This window comes from Nitrincola salilacus, assembly GCF_046271865.1.
Taxonomy (GTDB): Bacteria; Pseudomonadota; Gammaproteobacteria; order Pseudomonadales; family Balneatricaceae; genus Nitrincola; species Nitrincola salilacus.
Genome location: NZ_CP176580.1, coordinates 3,023,450 through 3,041,985, shown reverse-complemented (window position 1 = coordinate 3,041,985; position 18,536 = coordinate 3,023,450). Strand labels below are relative to the sequence as shown.

Annotated in this window: 17 protein-coding genes; 13 read left to right on the top strand and 4 right to left on the bottom strand. The window is 51.6% G+C overall.

Translation table 11 applies throughout. The annotated features are described in order from the left end of the window. The first annotated feature begins 1 nt into the window (after window position 1). The gene (locus ACK3CJ_RS14190; RefSeq protein ID WP_409522870.1) at window positions 2-1,051 is read left to right on the top strand and encodes a formate dehydrogenase subunit gamma; all 1,050 of its coding nucleotides are present in this window, start codon (window positions 2-4) and stop codon (window positions 1,049-1,051) included. 93 nt (window positions 1,052-1,144) lie between these two features. Here ACK3CJ_RS14190 and ACK3CJ_RS14185 read toward each other — a convergent pair whose 3' ends face one another. The 4 genes from ACK3CJ_RS14185 to ACK3CJ_RS14170 are packed head-to-tail and all read right to left on the bottom strand — an operon-like array spanning window position 1,145 to window position 5,881. Continuing rightward, complete coding sequence (locus ACK3CJ_RS14185) at window positions 1,145-2,602, bottom strand: ABC transporter ATP-binding protein (protein ID WP_409522869.1); 1,458 nt, start codon at window positions 2,600-2,602, stop codon at window positions 1,145-1,147. After that, on the bottom strand, window positions 2,599-3,396 hold the full coding sequence (locus tag ACK3CJ_RS14180) for an ABC transporter permease (RefSeq protein WP_409522868.1): 798 nt from the start codon (window positions 3,394-3,396) through the stop codon (window positions 2,599-2,601). The genes ACK3CJ_RS14185 and ACK3CJ_RS14180 overlap by 4 nt, the downstream gene beginning before the upstream one ends. Beyond that, a complete protein-coding gene (locus ACK3CJ_RS14175; RefSeq protein ID WP_409522867.1) occupies window positions 3,393-4,340 on the bottom strand; it encodes an ABC transporter permease in 948 nt (315 codons plus the stop codon). Before ACK3CJ_RS14175 ends, ACK3CJ_RS14180 begins: the two co-directional genes overlap by 4 nt. Beyond that, window positions 4,337-5,881, bottom strand: coding sequence for an ABC transporter substrate-binding protein (locus ACK3CJ_RS14170; RefSeq protein ID WP_409522866.1), 1,545 nt, complete (start codon window positions 5,879-5,881; stop codon window positions 4,337-4,339). Before ACK3CJ_RS14170 ends, ACK3CJ_RS14175 begins: the two co-directional genes overlap by 4 nt. 229 nt (window positions 5,882-6,110) lie before the next feature. On the opposite strand from ACK3CJ_RS14170, the gene ACK3CJ_RS14165 reads away from it, so the two are divergent. From ACK3CJ_RS14165 to ACK3CJ_RS14110, 12 genes are all read left to right on the top strand, one after another. Continuing rightward, window positions 6,111-6,434: a DUF1244 domain-containing protein gene (locus tag ACK3CJ_RS14165; RefSeq protein WP_409522865.1), complete on the top strand. Its 324-nt coding sequence runs from the start codon at window positions 6,111-6,113 to the stop codon at window positions 6,432-6,434. After that, a complete protein-coding gene (moaB, locus tag ACK3CJ_RS14160; protein ID WP_409522864.1) occupies window positions 6,431-6,952 on the top strand; it encodes a molybdenum cofactor biosynthesis protein B in 522 nt (173 codons plus the stop codon). Before ACK3CJ_RS14165 ends, moaB begins: the two co-directional genes overlap by 4 nt. Before the next feature lie 8 nt (window positions 6,953-6,960). Next, on the top strand, window positions 6,961-8,175 hold the full coding sequence (gene glp / locus ACK3CJ_RS14155) for a gephyrin-like molybdotransferase Glp (protein ID WP_409522863.1): 1,215 nt from the start codon (window positions 6,961-6,963) through the stop codon (window positions 8,173-8,175). A 290-nt stretch (window positions 8,176-8,465) separates the two neighbouring features. Next, window positions 8,466-10,646 (top strand): type I secretion system permease/ATPase, encoded by a 2,181-nt coding sequence (locus tag ACK3CJ_RS14150; RefSeq protein ID WP_409522862.1) that lies wholly within the window; start codon window positions 8,466-8,468, stop codon window positions 10,644-10,646. Next, window positions 10,643-12,001, top strand: coding sequence for an HlyD family type I secretion periplasmic adaptor subunit (locus ACK3CJ_RS14145; protein ID WP_409522861.1), 1,359 nt, complete (start codon window positions 10,643-10,645; stop codon window positions 11,999-12,001). The genes ACK3CJ_RS14150 and ACK3CJ_RS14145 overlap by 4 nt, the downstream gene beginning before the upstream one ends. Continuing rightward, window positions 12,001-12,438 (top strand): hypothetical protein, encoded by a 438-nt coding sequence (locus ACK3CJ_RS14140; protein WP_409522860.1) that lies wholly within the window; start codon window positions 12,001-12,003, stop codon window positions 12,436-12,438. The genes ACK3CJ_RS14145 and ACK3CJ_RS14140 overlap by 1 nt, the downstream gene beginning before the upstream one ends. Next, a complete protein-coding gene (locus ACK3CJ_RS14135) occupies window positions 12,438-12,977 on the top strand; it encodes a hypothetical protein (protein ID WP_409522859.1) in 540 nt (179 codons plus the stop codon). The genes ACK3CJ_RS14140 and ACK3CJ_RS14135 overlap by 1 nt, the downstream gene beginning before the upstream one ends. An 89-nt stretch (window positions 12,978-13,066) precedes the next feature. Beyond that, on the top strand, window positions 13,067-14,317 hold the full coding sequence (locus tag ACK3CJ_RS14130) for an IS256 family transposase (protein ID WP_409522858.1): 1,251 nt from the start codon (window positions 13,067-13,069) through the stop codon (window positions 14,315-14,317). Beyond that, window positions 14,314-15,180: a hypothetical protein gene (locus ACK3CJ_RS14125; RefSeq protein WP_409522857.1), complete on the top strand. Its 867-nt coding sequence runs from the start codon at window positions 14,314-14,316 to the stop codon at window positions 15,178-15,180. The genes ACK3CJ_RS14130 and ACK3CJ_RS14125 overlap by 4 nt, the downstream gene beginning before the upstream one ends. Window positions 15,181-15,183: 3 nt before the next feature. Further along, window positions 15,184-15,999 (top strand): hypothetical protein, encoded by an 816-nt coding sequence (locus tag ACK3CJ_RS14120; RefSeq protein ID WP_409522856.1) that lies wholly within the window; start codon window positions 15,184-15,186, stop codon window positions 15,997-15,999. A gap of 10 nt (window positions 16,000-16,009) precedes the next feature. Then, a complete protein-coding gene (locus tag ACK3CJ_RS14115) occupies window positions 16,010-17,644 on the top strand; it encodes a hypothetical protein (protein WP_409522855.1) in 1,635 nt (544 codons plus the stop codon). Between the two features lie 3 nt (window positions 17,645-17,647). Beyond that, the gene (locus ACK3CJ_RS14110) at window positions 17,648-18,463 is read left to right on the top strand and encodes a hypothetical protein (protein ID WP_409522854.1); all 816 of its coding nucleotides are present in this window, start codon (window positions 17,648-17,650) and stop codon (window positions 18,461-18,463) included. Window positions 18,464-18,536 lie beyond the last annotated feature (73 nt).

Here is an 18,536-nt window from a genome sequence, read left to right as displayed (position 1 = left end):
GATGAGAAAGCCATTGCCTGATCAACTCAGTGCCTGGCTGGTGTGGTTGCTGCTGGTGGGCTGCTTGATCAGCCTGCCAGTCGCTGCACAACAGGGAGCTGATGCACGCCGTGAGGCGATGCAGACCATGCCCGGCGTCACATCCGAATATTGGAGAGATGTCGTCTCGGGAAACAAAGGATCGACGCAGTCGCGAAGTCCTGGAGCAGATAGTCTGATCATGATTGAGGGTGAGCGCTGGCGTGAGTTGCGTAACACCTGGGTATCTCCGGGAGGAGCTATCGCACTGGGAGGGAGTCTGGCAGCGATAACCTTCTTCTATCTGTTGGTTGGTCGGATCAAACTGGTCAATCCCAGAACCGGTCGTGTGGTCGAGCGCTGGAGTCGTTGGGATAGAACGATCCACTGGTATACCGCCAGCCTGTTCATCATTCTGGCGCTGACCGGTCTGTCGATCCTCTATGCCAAGTGGTTCCTGATGCCTTTGCTGCCGGCCTCTGTCTGGGGTGGATTGATGCTGGCGGCCAAGAACATCCACAACTATCTGGGGCCTTTGTTTGCACTCGGTGTGTTGGCGATGATCGTGAAATGGATCCGACATAATCTCTTCAATCTGACAGACCTGAAATGGTTTCTCAAAGGCGGTGGATTGGTGGGTAAGGGGCACCCTTCTGCCGGTTTTCTGAATGGAGGAGAAAAAATCTGGTTCTGGATGATCGTTTTTGTCGGACTCACCGTAGTAGGTTCAGGACTGGTAGTAGATTTTCCAAATTTCGGCCAGAGCCGTGAAACCATGCAGATCAGCTTGCTGATTCATGCCGGTGCGTCATTGCTGCTGATGGCTGCTGCTTTCGGGCATATCTATATCGGTACTCTCGGCACTGAAGGGGCGCTTGAGGGGATGAAAACCGGTTATGTGGATGAAGCCTGGGCCAAGCAGCACCATGACCTGTGGTATGAGCAGGTCAAGGATCAGGCTGTGCCGGCTGAACAGGTATTGAGTCAATCCGAGCAGAGTGCTGCACCGACCCGACAGGCCGGTAGCAGCTGATCTAACTTTTCGTTCATTCTTTCCTTCCCTGGAAAGATGTTTTTGATGCCCCAGCCAATGGGGCTTTTTTTGGTTCATCGTACTTTACCTGTTTTACAGACTTATCACTCCATCACAGACCTTATCAACCAGTACCGGATCATGGCTGACCAGCAGCAGCGCGCAGTGGTATTCGCGTGCGACTTCGGCCAGCAGCTCGGTGATCGATTGGGTTGTGATCGGATCCAGTCGTGATGTCGGCTCGTCGGCAAACAGCATCACCGGATTGGGCAGCAGGGCTCTGAGCAGGGCGATGCGCTGCAACTCTCCGCCAGACACATTATCGCTGGTGCGTTGCAGTAGACCGGGATCCAACTGTAACCTTTCCAGCAGAGGCGGTATGCGCGACTCATCCAGCTTATGTAACCGGACCAGCTCCTTGAGCAGGGTTCCGAGCTTTACATTGGGTGCAAAGGCTGCGGGTGGATCCTGATAGAGCTTGAGCATCTGATGACGTGGAATCTTATGGCTGTAGCGAATCTGACCGGCATCCGGCCGGGTCAGGCCCAGCAGCAGGTCGCCCAGTGTACTCTTGCCGGCGCCACTGTCTCCGGTGATGCCGAGAATTTCACCGCGGTTGAGCGTTAAAGAGAGATCCTTGAACAGCTCGGCCCCGCCGCGACTGACGCTGATCTTTTCTGCACTGAGTATTCTGTCCGAATCACTGCCTTTGCGCCTGGCAGGCAGTGGTTTCCACTGTGTCGGTGCAGCGGCAATCAGCTGCTTGGCGTAGTCTGACTGCGGGTTGGCAAGAATATCCGGGGCTTTTCCTCGCTCCACCACTTGCCCCTTGCGCATCACGATCATATCGCCCCCGAGCTGGCGTGCCACCTCAACATCGTGGGTGATGGTCAACACGCTGCCCTGTTCCAGTCGCTGCTGTAACAGGCGCACGATATCGTCCCGGCGTCGGTAATCGAGCCCTTTTGTTGGCTCATCGGCAATCACGATACTGGCACCAGCGGCAGTGGCGGCAGCAAAGGCAAGTCTCTGTGCCATTCCACCAGACAGCTGTGTCGGAATCTTCTGTCCGGCTGCTGATAATCCCATCTGTTGTAACTGCTTGTCGGCGGCGACACCAGCGCTGGCGGTATCAACGCCATGTACCACCTCATGCACCTCTGCCACCTGCTGCCGGGTCTTCATGACCGGGTCCAGTGAGTGCCAGGGCTCCTGCGGCAGCATGGTGATGCTGCGCCCCCACAGGCGCTGCAGCGTTTTACGATCCATCTGCAACAGCTCCTGATCACCGAGGCGGATACTGCCTGTCACGCTCAGTCCGTCAGGTAATAAACCCATGATCGCCTGAGCGAGCAGGCTCTTGCCCGACCCGGTTTCACCCAGAATGGTCAGAGGCATTCTCGGTTTGAGTGTCATGGACAAGCTATCGACAATAACGACCTCGCCGGCATGAATGCGGAGGTCTTTGACTTGAATAGAGAGGTCTTTGACTTGAATAGAGAGTTCTTTACTTTGAATAGAGAGGTCTTTGATCTGGATAGCCTGATTCATGATGATTTTCCTGCCAGCAGATTAAATCCCAACACCAGCAGGAAGATGGCTGCCAGTGGTTGTGCGATCACCCAGGGGGCTTCGCTGTAGTAGGGCAACAGCTCCACGACCATCAGCCCCAGTTCTGCTACAGGTGGCTTGAGGCCGACATATACGAAACCGATGGATGCCAAGGCCAGTATCGAGTTGGCCGCACCGAATGCAGCAAGTGTCAGCACCGAGGGTTTGACGGCCGGCCAGATATGGCGTCTGAACAGATACACGCGACCAAACCCCAACAGCATGGATGACTGCAGCTGTGGGCCAGTGACAACCGTGAGGGTGACAGCGCGCACCACGCGATAATATTCGACCCAGAGCACCAGCGAGATCGCCAGATAAAGCATCAGGAAAGAGCCGGGGGCAATGGCCGCAAACAGCAGAATCAGGACCAGTCCGGGCAGTGCCAGCAGCGTATTGACCAGAAAGCCCAGGCTTCGATCGACCCAGCCACCACGCCATGCCGCCAGGACTCCCAGTAACGTACCGAGAGTTGCCGAAGTCAGCACGCAGATAAAGCTGAGAGTGAACGACAGGCGGATTGCTGAACCCATTCTGGCCAGCATGCTGCGTCCGTATTGATCAGTGCCGAACCATGCCTCCCAGTTGGGCGGGGTGAGGTACAGAGACAGATTCTGCTTTACGCTGCTGCCCTGATGAAACAGAGCTTCCAGCACGGCAAAGAGCAGCAGTGCCAACAGAACAAACGCACCAATACGCTGTGAGTGGCTGCTTTGCATAAGGGTTTTCTTCATTGCAGGCGTCCTCTTGGATCAGCCAGGTAACAGGCGACATCCACCAGCGCGTTCAGGATCACGAAGATCAGTCCCATCATCAGCGCAGTGCCCTGTATCATCGGGATATCCCGTGAGAAGATGGCGTGAGCCAGCCCGTGCCCGACTCCCGGCCAGGAGAATAACGACTCGATCATCACGATACCTTCTATCAGGCCAACCAACTGAATTCCCATGTAAGCAATGACTGGCACGGAGAGGTTGCGCAGGCCATGCCTCATGAAAGTATCCATGGCAGGGAGTCCCTTAACGCGCGAAAACAGGTAAAAGGGTGAGTTGACCACACGCTGAGTACTGTTGCGCACGACACGGTTGGAGACGGCAGCCAGACACAGTGCCAGTGCGAGCGATGGCAGTACCAGGTGGTACAGGCTGCCGAAGCCGGCAACCGGGAACCATTGCCAGTTGACCGAGAACAGCAGGATAAGGATCAGGCCAACCACAAAAACCGGTTGTGCGCGAAAGGCAGACGATATCACCATCACCAGTTTATCCAGCCGTCCTCCGGCCCTGAACCCGGTCAGGATACCCAGTGGCAATGCCAGCAGGGCCGCCACCGCAATTGCCGTGACTGCTAGAAGAAGTGAATGACCCAGTTGATGCTGGATCTCTGTTATTACCGGCGCGCCAGTGATCAGCGAGTTGCCCAGGTTGAGTTGCAGAAGATCCATCAGCCAATGCAGGTAGGCCTGCAGTGCAGGCTTTTCCAGTCCCAGTTCGGCACGCACCAGTTCGGCAGCACTGGCAGAGACATTATCCTGACCATAACGACCGGCGGCGATGCGGTAGGCCATATCTCCCGGCAGAGAACGCATCAGAATAAAGGTCAGCGTGCCGACCCCCCAGGCGACCATAAAGGCCTGAATCAAACGGCGCATCAGGCTATTCAACAACGTGTGCTTCATTTTGATGAAAGTTCCATTTCACTCAGAAAGTAGCTGCGCTCAAAGGGGTCAAAACGGAAGTTCTGAACACGCTGATTCACCGCTGTCTGCTGGGTATAGAAGGCGATGGGGATGAGTGGCAGTTCCTCGGCTATCTGTCGGGCTATCGACTGAGCTGTCTGACGGTAGATCTCGGCACTTGTTTCTGTTTTCAACTGCTCAATGGCGGTAGGCACGTAAGCGTTGGCCCAGTTCATGGCACCCCAGTCACCGCCTTGCTCGGAGCCGAAATCAGCGATCATCACACCCAGTGGATCCGCGATAAAGCCGTAGTTACGGGCAATCAAGGCCATCTCCAGTGAACCATCCTGATGGCCGGCTGGAATGGCGCTGGAATTGGTGATCGATACATTGACCTCAATACCTATCTCGGCAAGCTGCGCCTGAATCGCAGTTGCCACCACGGTCAGTTCCGGGCGGTCCGCGTAGGTGATCAGGGTCAGTGCAAAGCGTTCGTCATTGCGTGTCAGGACACCATCCGGGCCGGGAGTCCACGCCAGTGAGGCCAGCAGTTCAAGTGCCAGTTGCTGATCCTGAGTGGTCGCAGGCAGGTCGTCCAGATACCAGTCACCCAGAGAGGAGGGGACCAACTGGTTGGCTTCTGAGCCTGGCACCCTCAGAACAGCGCGGGCGATACCGCTTCTATCCAATGCCAGACTCAGGGCCTGACGTGCCTCTACCGGCTCCAGAAACGGATGGCCGCTGTTGATCTTGAGCAGAATCGTGCGTGGTATCAGATCAGAGTGGACTGCCACATGCTGTTCCCGATTGAGCATATTGAGGCTGGCCGGATCAAGGGTAAAGGCGATGTCAGCTTGCCCGCTTCTGGCCTGGAGCACACGGCTCTCACCTCTGTGACCGGTCAGATACTCGGCATGGCTGATGGCAGCTTTGCCACCCCAATATTGATCAAAACGGCTGACACCCAGCTTGTGTGGTGGCTGAAATGAGCTCAACTGATAGGGGCCGGTTCCCAGTAGCTGCTCCACCGAGCCATCTGCGAGGTAGGCTGCGGGGGAGAGTATGACATTAGCATAGTTGGCCAGTACGGCCGGGAGCAGGTTGTAAGGCTGCTGTAATCGTATAACCACTTGATCAGCATCAGTCTGTATCGATTCGATCGGCGCATTGCTCAATGGGCCATGCTTTTCCAGCGCGCGTGTCAGGCTATTCGCAACGCTGGCGGCATCCATCAGTTGGCCATCATGAAACAACACCTGCTCGCGCAGTTGAAAGCGCCACTCCAGCAGATCATCACTGATCTCCCAGGCAGTGGCCAAGCCTGCTTTCAGCGTGCCGTCCGCCTCAACATCCACCAGAGTCTCAACGATTTGCATGCGGGTATAGATGTAACCGCTCTGAGAGGGATCAAGATTGGTGAACTCAAAGGGGCCACTGATAGACAGGGTATCATTTGATGGCTGAGCCGGAAGCATTGCAGAAAACAGCAGGCAACTGGAGCAGGTCAGTGCCAGCAGCAGTTTTGAGCGGATCTTTTTCATAGATCTATTCCTTGTAGAAAGTTTTCCAGGCGGTGATGGTAAGAAGTTGCAGATGGGAGGGGATTATAAATGAGAACCATCCTTGCTTGTTATGTTATAACAAAATATTTTCGTATAAGTTAATTCAATACGGATGCTGCATCGCCTTATTAAAGGGTGTGAAACCCTGTAGCCCCGAACCGCATATCAGGTTATGCTTTTTGTCTGATATGCCTTTGGAGCCAACAAGATGAAAGAGTTTGACACTGACACCCGGACAGAGCTCGAAGCGGCGGCCTTTCGTCGTTTACTGCAGCATCTGGATGACAACAAGGATGTGCAGAATATCGATCTGATGGTGCTGGCCGATTTCTGCCGCAATTGTCTGGCCAAGTGGTTGGTTGCTGCGGCTGAAGAGCGTGGTCATACGCTGGATTATGAAGTGGCGCGTGAATATATCTATGGCATGCCCTACGGCGAGTGGAAAACGCTGTATCAGCAGCCCACGACACCGGAACAGATGGCAGCTTTCAACGCCAGAGAAGCACGTAAGAAGGCGGAAAAGTCATCATGAGTCAGGAGCAGATACCGCTGAATATTGCCGTATTGACGCTGTCGGATACCCGCACGCTGGAGCAGGACCGTTCGGGCGATACTCTGGTTCAATTGTTGGAGGCGGCCGGCCATACACTGGTGGCGCGTGAATTGATACCGGATGATGTGTATCGCATGCGGGCTGTTGTCAGTGGCTGGATCGCTGATCCTGACGTGCAGGTGGTGCTGACGACCGGGGGAACCGGCTATGCCGGGCGCGACTCCACGCCAGAAGCGATGCGGCCACTGTTTGATACCGAGATTGAGGGCTTCGGAGAGCTGTTCCGTCAGCTATCACATGCCGAGATCGGCTCTTCAACTGTGCAATCCCGAGCTCTGGCTGGACTTGCCAATCGGACTGCCATCTTCTGCCTGCCGGGATCAACCGGTGCCTGCAAAACAGGCTGGAGCAAGATTCTGGCTGAACAACTGGATAGCCGACACAAGCCCTGTAATTTTGTCGGCATACTGCTACACGGCAAACAACTGCATAGTTGAACAGTGAGATGATGTTGAAACCCGATCTGATACCGGTTGAAGAAGCGCTGAGTGCGATGCTGCAAGCGATAGCACCAGTGACAGAAAGTGAAGTGATCGCACTGGCAGATGCGCTGGGGCGTGTCCTGGTTGAACCGGCCGTGGCGCAGGTGGATGTGCCGCCGGCAGATAACAGCGCAATGGATGGTTATGCATTGAACCTGCAGGATTTGCCTGCAACTCTGCCGATCAGTCAACGTATTCCGGCAGGCCAGTCTCCGCTGTTTCTGACTCCCGGAACCTGTGCCCGAATCTTTACCGGCGCAGAAGTGCCACACGGCGCAAACTGCGTGGTGATGCAGGAGAAAGTGGTCCTGACGGATGATGGAGAGATCGCCTTTCCAGAAGATCTCGGGCTGGAACTGGGCGAGAATATTCGCCCACGAGGGCAGGATGTCCGCGTTGGTCAACAGATTGTGGAGGCGGGCCAGCGGCTCGATTATCGCCATCTAGGTTTACTGGCGAGTGTCGGTGTGGCACAGGTCAGGGTTTATCGACAGCTTACAGTCGCAATTCTCTGTACCGGTAGTGAACTGGTACAACCGGGTCAACCTCTGCAGCCCGGGCAGATCTATAATTCCAACCGCTTTCTGCTCAAAGGCTTCTTGCAGCAAAGGGACGTTCAGGTGATGGATCTGGGCTCGGTAGAAGACACTCTTGAAGCAACTCTGGAAGCACTCAAGCAGGCATCCGCCGCAGATCTGATCATCTCTACCGGTGGTGTTTCGGTAGGTGAGGAGGATCATATACGCCCTGCGATTGAGATCCTCGGCGAGATCAGCCTCTGGCGACTGGCGATCAAGCCGGGTAAACCCCTGGCTTTCGGTCAGGTGCAGGGTACGCCGTTTATCGGCCTGCCGGGCAACCCCGTATCCACTTTTGTCGGGCTGCAACTCTTTGTACAGCCTGTCCTGCGTAAGCGTGCGGGAGAAAGTGGTGCTTTGCAGCAGAGCCTGCTCAGTGGTGTGGCTGAGTTCAGTGCAAAAACACAGATTCGTCAGGAGTACCTGCGAGCCAAACGCACCTGGCGTGATGGCCGCTGGCATCTGGAGACCTACCCGAACCAGAACTCCGGTGTGCTGACCTCAGCCGTCTGGGCCGACTCGCTGGTGGTGATGCCGCCCAATACTCAGGTACAGCCGGGGGATGAGGTGAGTTTCTTTTGTTATGCTCTGGAGGGGTGAGCTGGCATACACTCACCCAAGACCTCCGGAATATACCGCGAGTCACGGATTCAGGTTCAAGTAAATTAAACGGGTGTATGAAGTAAGACTATTTATTTAGTTTATCTACGCGCTTCAGATGGGATAACTCGGAGTTTCAGATCCAAGTATATTCAAACATATGTTTGATTAAAATATATTCAAATTTCCTTATAAAAACGGCATAAATTTATTGCTTGACAGAATATAAAAGTGATTTATTATCCCAGTGCATTAAAGATGATAGAATTCATTCTCACTGAGATATCACCATGCAAGGAAGCTGCTTTGGCCCCGAAGCGCTGACGCTGATCGCGCGCTTTCATGGCGTAACCGCCGATGCCAATCAAATCCGCCATGAATCCGGCCTGGGCGAACAGCCTTTTTCAGATGCCGACCTTATTCGGGCTGCCCGGACGCTGGGTCTGAAGTCCCGTTCTGTCAAAGCCTCTGGCGATCGCCTTCAGCATCTTCCATTACCTGCCCTTGCCCGCCATCAGGATGGACACTTTGTGTTGCTGGCCCGTGTGGAGGGTGATTCTGCCCTGCTGCACGATGTCCGCAACGGTCGACCACTGAAGCTGTCACTGGCAGAGCTGGAACAGCATCTGACCGGTGAGCTGATATTGGTGACCCTGAAGGGACGTTTCACCCTCTTTGATACACAGCAGCGCTTCAGTCTGCGCTGGTTTATTCCGGTTATCATCAGGCATAAAAAGCTACTCAGCGAAGTGCTGATAGCCTCTTTGTTTATTCAGCTGTTCGCGCTGATCACCCCGCTGTTTTTTCAGGTCATGATCGATAAGGTGCTGGTGCATGAGGGGCGTACTACGCTGCATGTGCTCGCGATAGGTCTGCTGGCGGTGTCATTCTTTGATGTGATGCTGAATGGCTTGCGTACCTATGTCTTCTCGCACACCACCAGCCGTATTGATGTCGTGCTGGGATCTCAACTGTTCAACCACCTGCTGCATCTGCCGATCAGCTACTTCAAAGCACGGCGGGTCGGGGATACCGTGGCGCGTATTCGCGAACTGGATACTATTCGTGAATTTATCACGGGCTCCTCTGTCACGCTGGTTATCGATCTGCTGTTCACGGTCATCTTCTTTGCGGTGCTGTTTATCTACAACACCACGCTGGCACTCGTGGTGCTGGCCTCAGTGCCCTGCTATATCCTGTTATCCGTGGTTATCACCCCATCATTGCGCGCCCGCATAGAAGAGAAGTTCCGTCGCGGGGCAGAGAATCAGGCATTTATCGTCGAGTCCATCACCGGCATGGACACCCTGAAAAGCATGGCGGTAGAGCCGCAGATGCAGCGTCGTTGGGAGGACTATATTGCCGCCTATGTCACCGCGTCCTTCAAAGCGATGCATCTGGGTAATATTGCCGGTCAGGCCGCATCCTTTATCAATAAGGTCACGACAGTACTGATTCTGTGGATCGGCGCCGGGTTAGTGATGAATGGCGCGATGACTATCGGTATGCTCGTGGCCTTCAATATGATTGCTGGGCGTATCAGTGGCCCGATACTGCGTCTGGTGCAGCTGTGGCAGGATTTTCAGCAAGCGGGTATCTCCCTGCAGCGCCTGGGTGATGTGCTGAACTCACCGGCTGAACCCGGCCATGACCCCAACCGTGCCTCACTGCCGGATCTGAAAGGGGAGATCCGTTTTGATCATGTGAACTTCAGCTACCATCATGACCGCCCACCCGTCTTGCGCAGTGTGGACCTGACCGTGCGGGCCGGTGAAGTGATCGGTATTGTCGGCCGGTCAGGCTCCGGTAAGAGTACCCTGACCCGACTGGTCCAGCGCCTGTATGTGCCGGATGCCGGACGAGTGCTGGTGGATGGTGTCGATCTGGCACTGGTGGATCCCGCCTGGCTGAGGCGTCAGGTGGGGGTGGTGCTGCAGGACAGCTTCCTGTTCAACCGCTCCATCCGCGATAACATCGCGCTGGCCGATCCCGGTGCGCCAATGAATCGGGTCGTGGAAGCCGCTACCCAGGCGGGTGCCCATGATTTCATTCTGGAACTGCCACAAGGGTACGATACCGTCGTCGGCGAACAGGCCAGCCTGCTGTCGGGTGGACAGAAACAGCGCGTCGCCATCGCCAGAGCCCTGCTCAGCAATCCCCGCATTCTGATTCTGGATGAAGCCACGAGTGCACTGGATTATGAGTCCGAGGCGATCATTCAGCGCAACATGGCAGCCATCTGTGAGGGGCGAACCGTGCTGATCATTGCCCATCGTCTGTCAACGGTGCGCCATACGGATCGCATCGTCGTCATGGAGGCCGGGCGTATCGTCGAGTCAGGCCCACATGCTGAGCTACTGAAAGAGCAGGGGATCTATGCCCGTCTGCATAGCCTGCAAAGTGGCGAGGCGATGGCTGACTCAAGAACTGACTCAATCAATCATGGCCCCTCGCGCGAGGTGCAGTCATGACTCAATCCTCTGGTCAGCTTGTCAGCCTCAAGCCTCGTCGTGAAGAGCTCACCATCCGCCGCGAATTCATGCCGGTGGCGATGGAACTCGAAGCCACACCGGCCAGTCCTCTGGGGCGGTTCCTGCTCTGGTTCATCGTCAGCATGTTTGTCTTTGCCGTCGTTTGGGCCAGTATCGGTAAGGTGGATGTGATCGCAGTGGCAGAAGGACATATCCTGCCCAGTGGCAAGGCCCGCACCTTGCAGCCCTCCACGCTGGGAGTGGTGAGCACCATTCAGGTTCGCAATGGTGATCAGGTGGAACAGGGCCAGCCATTGATCGTGCTGGACAATGCCCTGACACGGGCGGAACTGATACGGCTGGAAGAGACCATCAGCAAGCGTGAGAAACGTCTGGCACGGCTGCAGGCCTACAGTGACTGGATAGACGCGCCTGCATCCGCAGACGAACAGACGGATAACCCTCTTCAGCAATTGCAGGACCCACTGCTGAAAAGCCAGGCCGAAGCCTTCCACAGTACCGAGCAGATGTTGCGCGAGCAGCAACGGGCCCGCGAAAGCGAGCGGGCCTATGCCCAGTCCGTGGTCAGTCGTTTGCAGCAGGTGCTGCCCCTGATAGAAGAGCGTGCCAATGCGGTGAAAAGTCTGCAGGACCAACGCATGGCCGCCCGCATGCAGTGGCTGGAACTGGAGCAGCATGCGATAGAGTTGCGGGGGCAATTGCAGGCTGAACATAACCGCGTGATTCAACTGCAGGCAGAAGTGCGGGAACTGGAACAGCGCCGTTTGCAACTGAGGCATGAAACGCTACGCGATACGCTGACCGAAATGGAAGTGTTGCAAAGCGAGCTGGCCGAGTTGGCGCAGGAGTGGGCCAAAGCGCAGGTACTGGAGCAACAGCAGGTGCTTATGTCTCCGGTACGTGGCACGGTGCACGAACTGCAGATCAACAACCCCGGAGCTGTCGTGCAACCGGCGCAGGTGCTGCTGGAGATCATACCCGATGACGAAGAGCTGCTGGTGGAAGCCTGGATCCTCAACCGTGATATCGGCTTTGTCCGCGAAGGACTGAGCGCCTCAGTGAAGGTGCATACCTTCCAGTTCACCAAATACGGCTCGGTGCCTGCCACCTTGATCAGTATTTCGCGCGATGCAGTGGTCGACGAACGCGAAGGTCCCCGCTATCTGGCAAGACTCAAACTGGAACGCGACTGGATGGATATTAATGGGCAGCGGATCAATCTGACACCCGGTATGACCGTGAGTACTGAAATCGCTACGGGACAAAGGCGATTGATAGAGTTTTTTGCAGCGCCGGTGTTATCGGCGCTGGATGAGGCGGGGCGGGAGCGGTGATGGTGAAATTGATAAATAAAGTTGGTGTTCTCATGCTATTAAAGCCTTTGGTTGTTATTTTTTCTTTATTGGTTGCTGTTGACTCATTTGCTATGAAATACCCATATTCAGATGTCGGAGTCAAGCTGGTAAAAGAAATTGATGATTTGCTGGTTGCTTATGAAATATGTAGTGATAGAAGTGACTGCAGAAGAAAAGAGTTTGTGTTTCGTGGCGGTGGTCCGCCGGAAAAAGTTGTTATAAGGGTTTTTAAAACTCATAAACTTAATGAAGGCATGATTGAAGAAATTATAAAGACTTGTATGCGTTCTTTTTATAGTAATGGAATGGAAATTACGGTTGAGGTGAAGTTCTATGTTGAAGAAAGAGCTGATGTTGTAAGGTTGATTTCGCGCGCTAAGCCGGTTATATATTTTTCTATGGAAAGGAGACGGTGATGTATACAGTGGAAATTTTTGTGGGTGTTTTTACTGATAATGTTAATGCCCATACTTGGATAGGTGTTACAGATTCTGATGGTAATACAGATTATTGGGGTTTTCACCCGGCTGATCCACTTCCATCAGGGTTGAATGGTGCTGGTGTTGTTAAAGACGATTATGGTTTAACTCATACTAATAGCAGTGGCCCACTTTCTATTACAAGTCAACAATATGATGCCTTGGTGGAGTATATTAATCGAACACGTGAGTTTCCTCCTCCGTACGCATTGATCTTCGGTTCAAACTGCACGCATTGGGCATTAGCGGGCCTTGCTGAAGCTGGAGTTATTCCACAAGTTATTGGGCCAGCTATGGAGCCTGATAATATTGTTGTGGATTTTTTACAAACGCTTATATTTAATCCAATATTGCAGAACATAGGGTTTAATATTTATCACTCAATAAATAGTATCAAGAATGTATTTAACAGTGCTCAACAGCAAGCCTCCCCCATCATCTTCGATCTCGACGGCAACGGCGTGAGTTATAACTGAATCTGGTGTTCGGAAGAGTTGAAAAAAAGCGGCGTATCTGGTTGATTTGTAATCGCCAAAAAACGAATCAACAGAAGAGATACACCGCCATGAACAAGAATACCCTTGTTGAGTTTGCCCGTCGAGATCAGACAAGAGATCCGTTATCTGATCTGTTGCGCCAAGGAGCGCGGGATCTGATCCATCAAGCGATTGAGGCAGAGCTAGCTGTCTTCATGGAGGCGTACCAGGATCGCCGATTGGATGATGGTAGAGCCTCCATCGTCCGTAATGGCTACTTGCCTGAGCGCGAGATCCAAACCGGCATTGGCCCGGTTACAGTGAAAGTGCCCAAGGTTCGCAGCAAGGATGGTGAAGCGGTGACCTTTCGGTCTGCACTGGTGCCGCCGTATGTTCGCAAGACCCGGAGTCTGGAGGCTGCCCTGCCTTGGTTGTACCTGAAAGGAATATCGACTGGTGAGATGGAGGAGGCGCTGTCAGCTCTGGTAGGGCCTGAAGCAAAGGGGCTATCTGCCAACACGGTGTCACGACTGAAGCGCCAGTGGGCCGATGAGTATGAGGCGTGGCGCAAGCGATCGCTGGATAAGGACCGCTGGGTCTACATCTGGGCTGATGGCATCTACAGTGGTCTGCGATCAGAGGAGAGTAAGCTATGCGCGCTGGTAGTGATGGGCGTCAATGAGCGTGGCGAGAAGCACTTCCTGGCCATTGAGGATGGTGCACGCGAGTCGACACTAAGCTGGAAAGCCGTGCTGGAAAGTCTCAAGGGACGCGGGATGAATGCACCCGAGTTGGCCGTAGGCGATGGCGCGATGGGGTTCTGGGCAGCGCTGGAGGACGTGTACCCATCGACACGTCAGCAGCGCTGCTGGGTGCACAAAACGGCCAATGTCTTGAATCGACTGCCGAAGTCAAGTCAGCCTAAAGCCAAGCAGGCGCTGCATGATATCTGGCAGGCTGAGACACGAGCCGATGCTGAAAAGGCGTTCGATACCTTCATCAGAACGTATCAGGCAAAGTACCCTAAGGTGGCTGAGTGTCTGCTAAAGGATCATGAAGAGCTGTTGAGCTTCTTCGACTTCCCGGCCCCGCACTGGCAAAGCATAAGGACGACGAACCCGATTGAGTCAACGTTCGGTACGATACGCCACCGGACCAAGCGCTCAAAAGGTTGCCTGTCGAGAGCGGGCATGCTGCATATGATGTTCAAGCTGGGCATGTGTGCTGAAGGAAAATGGAGAAAACTACGGGGCTTTGACTATCTTGCCAAAGTCATTACCGGAGTAAAGTTCAGGGATGGAGAAGAGGTGCCAACATCCGACCAGAGGAGCGCCGCTTGATCAGGCTGCTGAACACCAGATTTGACAATAACTCCAACGGCGTCACCACCACCGGTATCACTGAGGGTGTCTATTTCGATCACAACGGCGATGGCATTGCACAATTGACTGGTTGGGTTGATGCCAATGATGGGCTGTTGGTCTGGGATCGCAACAATAACGGGGTTATTGATAACGGCACCGAGTTGTTCGGCGACAACACCGCCATGCTTAACGGGCAAAATGCCGTGCATGGCTTTGCAGCGCTGGCTGAACATGACAGCAATGGTGACGGAGTCATTGATGCCAATGATGCGATCTGGTCAGAGTTGCGTATCTGGCGTGACCAGTCACAAGACGGCGTAACGCGTGAAGGTGAGTTGGTCACGCTGGATGCCTTGGGTATCACATCGATCAATCTTAGTTACACCGACTCAGATCATGTGGATCAGCACGGTAATGCACATAAGCAAGTTGGCAGCTTCACTTGGGCAGATGGAACCACTGGGACGGCCACTGATGTCTGGTTTGCAGTCGATCCCGCACTGACGCAGGAACAGGATCTGGTTGAGGTGCAGGACACAGTGGTTGAACTGCCGGATCTGCAAGGTTTCGGTAACGTCCGCAGCCTGCATCAGGCCATGGCCCGAGATGAAAACGGCGAGCTGCAGACGTTATTGACGCAGTTTACGACTGAAACGAATGCGAATGCCCGTAAAGGCTTGATGCAGCAGATCATCTATCATTGGGCTGGCAGTGCAGAGGTGTCTGCCGGTAGTCGAGGTGGCCTAGTTGATGCCAGAAAACTGGTGGTTATGTATACAATCTGGATGGCGCTGAACACTTTGGTGCTGATGTATTTTAAACATGCTGTAAGGAGATAGAGTATGAAAGCTCTATTGAGTATGATCTTAGTATGCTTGGCTTTACTACCTAGTGGCCTTGCATACTCGGACAATATGGTTTTTGATTGTCCGGATGATAAATTTAATCGAGTTGTGGTTGAACTGTATGAAAATATTAAGGATGACGATAAGTTTGATAGTGAGTCATTGTGTATACCGGATGGAGTTAATAAGAAGGCTTATCTTATTGAAAGGTTAATTGAGATAAAGTCTGTTGACATGCTATTTGATTTATATGAATCTGATTTTTTTTCTAATGTTATTGACTATAGAGGAAATTATATCAATTCTGATGCATGGATTGTTATGCGGCTGGCGCTTGATCTTAAATTTTCAACCTATAAGAAGATGTATCGTGATTATAATTATGATAAAGAAATAGTGTCACAAATTGTTAAATTTATAAATAATGGCGTGAACTTAAATCACATTTATTATGACTATAGTGCTCTAGGGTCTAATTATAAGTTGAATGGATTTTATTATGGTGGGTATGAGTATACTATAGATGAGATAGAGCGCCTTATAGGTGACCCTTATGGGGTTGTAGAGAATCATAAGAAGAGTTTATTTGAGCTTATAGTTGATGCTGTGTGCGATGATAATACGTTTAACAAGGCTATATTGGGTGTCGTGGAAAAGCTTCATGATATAGATCTTGATGTGTCATCTTTATCACGTTACTCCTTGGTTTATGATTCAAGCTTCTTTATGGGGGCGAACTATATAGCAAAATCCATGGGAGGGTTCTCATATTCAGAAGAATGCGTTAGATTTTTTTATGGAAAAATAATATAAGGGAGTTTTTATGGGTAACAGTACTGGAAGTGTTGGATCTTTAGGTAATCATTATTTAAACGGATTTATGGATTATGATGCAATGGGTAGCGCTTTTGCTGCCCATATGACCGGTTACAGCAAAACAGGGATCAATTGGATAGACCAGTTAAGGCCGGTTGGAGAAGCAGTATCTGAAATCAACTTTATTGGTGGATCTGGTTTTAGCCTGTCACCTACGGCATCAGGTAGCTTATCAGCCCTGCCTTCGTTGTATGATAATGTTGAAGGTAATATTGTTACAAATATCATGCTGGGGCAAATGCATAATGCAGCTACCACTGCGGTTGCTGCCGAAGAAAATTTTCGTCAAAAAAATGATTTGCCCCCTCTCACAGCTGAAGAAGCCAATGCCATCAAAGATCAGGTATGGGGAGAGTTTCAGAAAGGAGTTGAAGGATATGTCCAAAGGCACTGGCCTAAAGAAGAGAAGAGTGCTAGCCAGAGTCTATTTGAGCGTATTCAGCTTATCGAAGACAGCCTGAATCAGCTCCTTGAGTCATATGACAAACTTCTGGAGAGTATTGAAGCGGGTCATGAGCTTGGATTGGATTCGGATCATCTTGATAAGATGAAAACTGAAGCAGAGCTGTTTGGAAAGGATCTGGAAAAATATAGATTAGACCTGCAAGAGAAGATTTCAATATGGGAAAGCCATGCATGGAGTCTTTGGCAAGGTGAAATGCTCGCGCCTTTTATTGATCTGTTTGGAAATATTAAGACACAGTTTCTTCTTGCTGCTCAACAATCCTCCCCCATCATCCTCGACCTTGATGGCAACGGCGTCAGTACCACGGGTATCACTGAGGGTGTCTATTTCGATCACAACGGCGATGGTTTTGCACAACTGACAGGATGGGTTGATGCCAATGATGGGCTGCTGGTCTGGGATCGCAACAATAACGGTAGTATTGATAACGGCACTGAGTTATTTGGTGACAACACCGTCATGCTCAATGGACAGCGGGCGGTGAATGGCTTTGCCGCACTGGCTGAACATGACACCAATGGTGATGGAGTCATTGATGCCAACGATGCGATCTGGTCAGACCTGCGGATCTGGCGTGACCAGTCACAAGACGGCGTAACGCGTGAAGGTGAGTTGGTCACGCTGGATGCCTTGGGTATCACATCGATCAATCTTAGTTACACCGACTCAGATCATGTGGATCAGCATGGTAATGCACATAAGCAAGTTGGCAGCTTCACTTGGGCAGATGGAACCACTGGGACGGCCACTGATGTCTGGTTTGCAGTCGATCCCGCACTGACGCAGGAACAGGATCTGGTTGAGGTGCAGGAGACAGTGGTGGAACTGCCGGATCTGCAAGGTTTCGGTAATGTTCGCAGCCTGCATCAAGCGATGACCCGTGATGAAAGTGGTGAGCTGCAGGCATTGTTGACACAGTTTGTGGCTGAAACGAATGCGAATGTTCGCAAAGGCTTGATGCAGCAGATCATCTATCATTGGGCTGGCAGTACAGAGGTGGCTACTGGTAGTCGGGGTGGTGAGATTGATGCCAGAAAACTGGTGGCTATGTATACAATCTGGATGGCGCTGAACACTTTGGTGCTGATGTATTTTAAACATGCTGTAAGGAGATAGAGTATGAAAGCTCTATTGAGTATGATCTTAGTATGCTTGGCTTTACTACCTAGTGGCCTTGCATACTCGGACAATATGGTTTTTGATTGTCCGGATGATAAATTTAATCGAGTTGTGGTTGAACTGTATGAAAATATTAAGGATGACGATAAATTTGACAGTGAGTCACTGTGCATACCGGATAGTGTCAATAAGATAAATTTTCTTGTCATTAGGCTGATTGAAATAAAATCCATAGATGCACTGTATGATTTATATCGCTCCGGATTTTTTCCAGATACGATTACCTATAGGGGTGAGGATTTTGCTTCTGGTGCGTACATAGTTATGCAGTTGATTATTAAATTTAATTCTGATCGATATAAAAGATTTTATCATGATTATGACTACAATAAAAATATCGCCTCATCGATTGTTGATTTTATAAATAGTGGGGTGGTTTTGAATTATGTTTATTATGATTTTGGTGTGTTGGGGCCTGGCTCTAAGTTGCTTGGATCTTATTCTGGTAAGTATGAATATACCATAGATGAAATAGAAAGGGTTATAGGTAGTCCGGATGAGGTTATGGAAAATTATAAGCAAGTTCTGTTTGAGCTTATGATTTCTTCAATATGCAATGATAATAAATTTAACGAAAGTATATTGGATGTTGTAAAAAATATCCAGCATATTGATATTGATACGTCACTTTTGTCGCGCTATTCTCTGGTATATGACTCAAGTTTCTTTATGGGGGCGAACTATATAGCTAGGTCTATGGGAGGTTTCTCGTATTCTGAGGAATGTGTCAGGTTGTTTTATGGAAAAATCAAATAAGGAGTTTTTTATGGATAGTAGTGCTGGAAGTGTTGGGTCTTTAAATAATCATTATTTAAACGGATTTATGGAT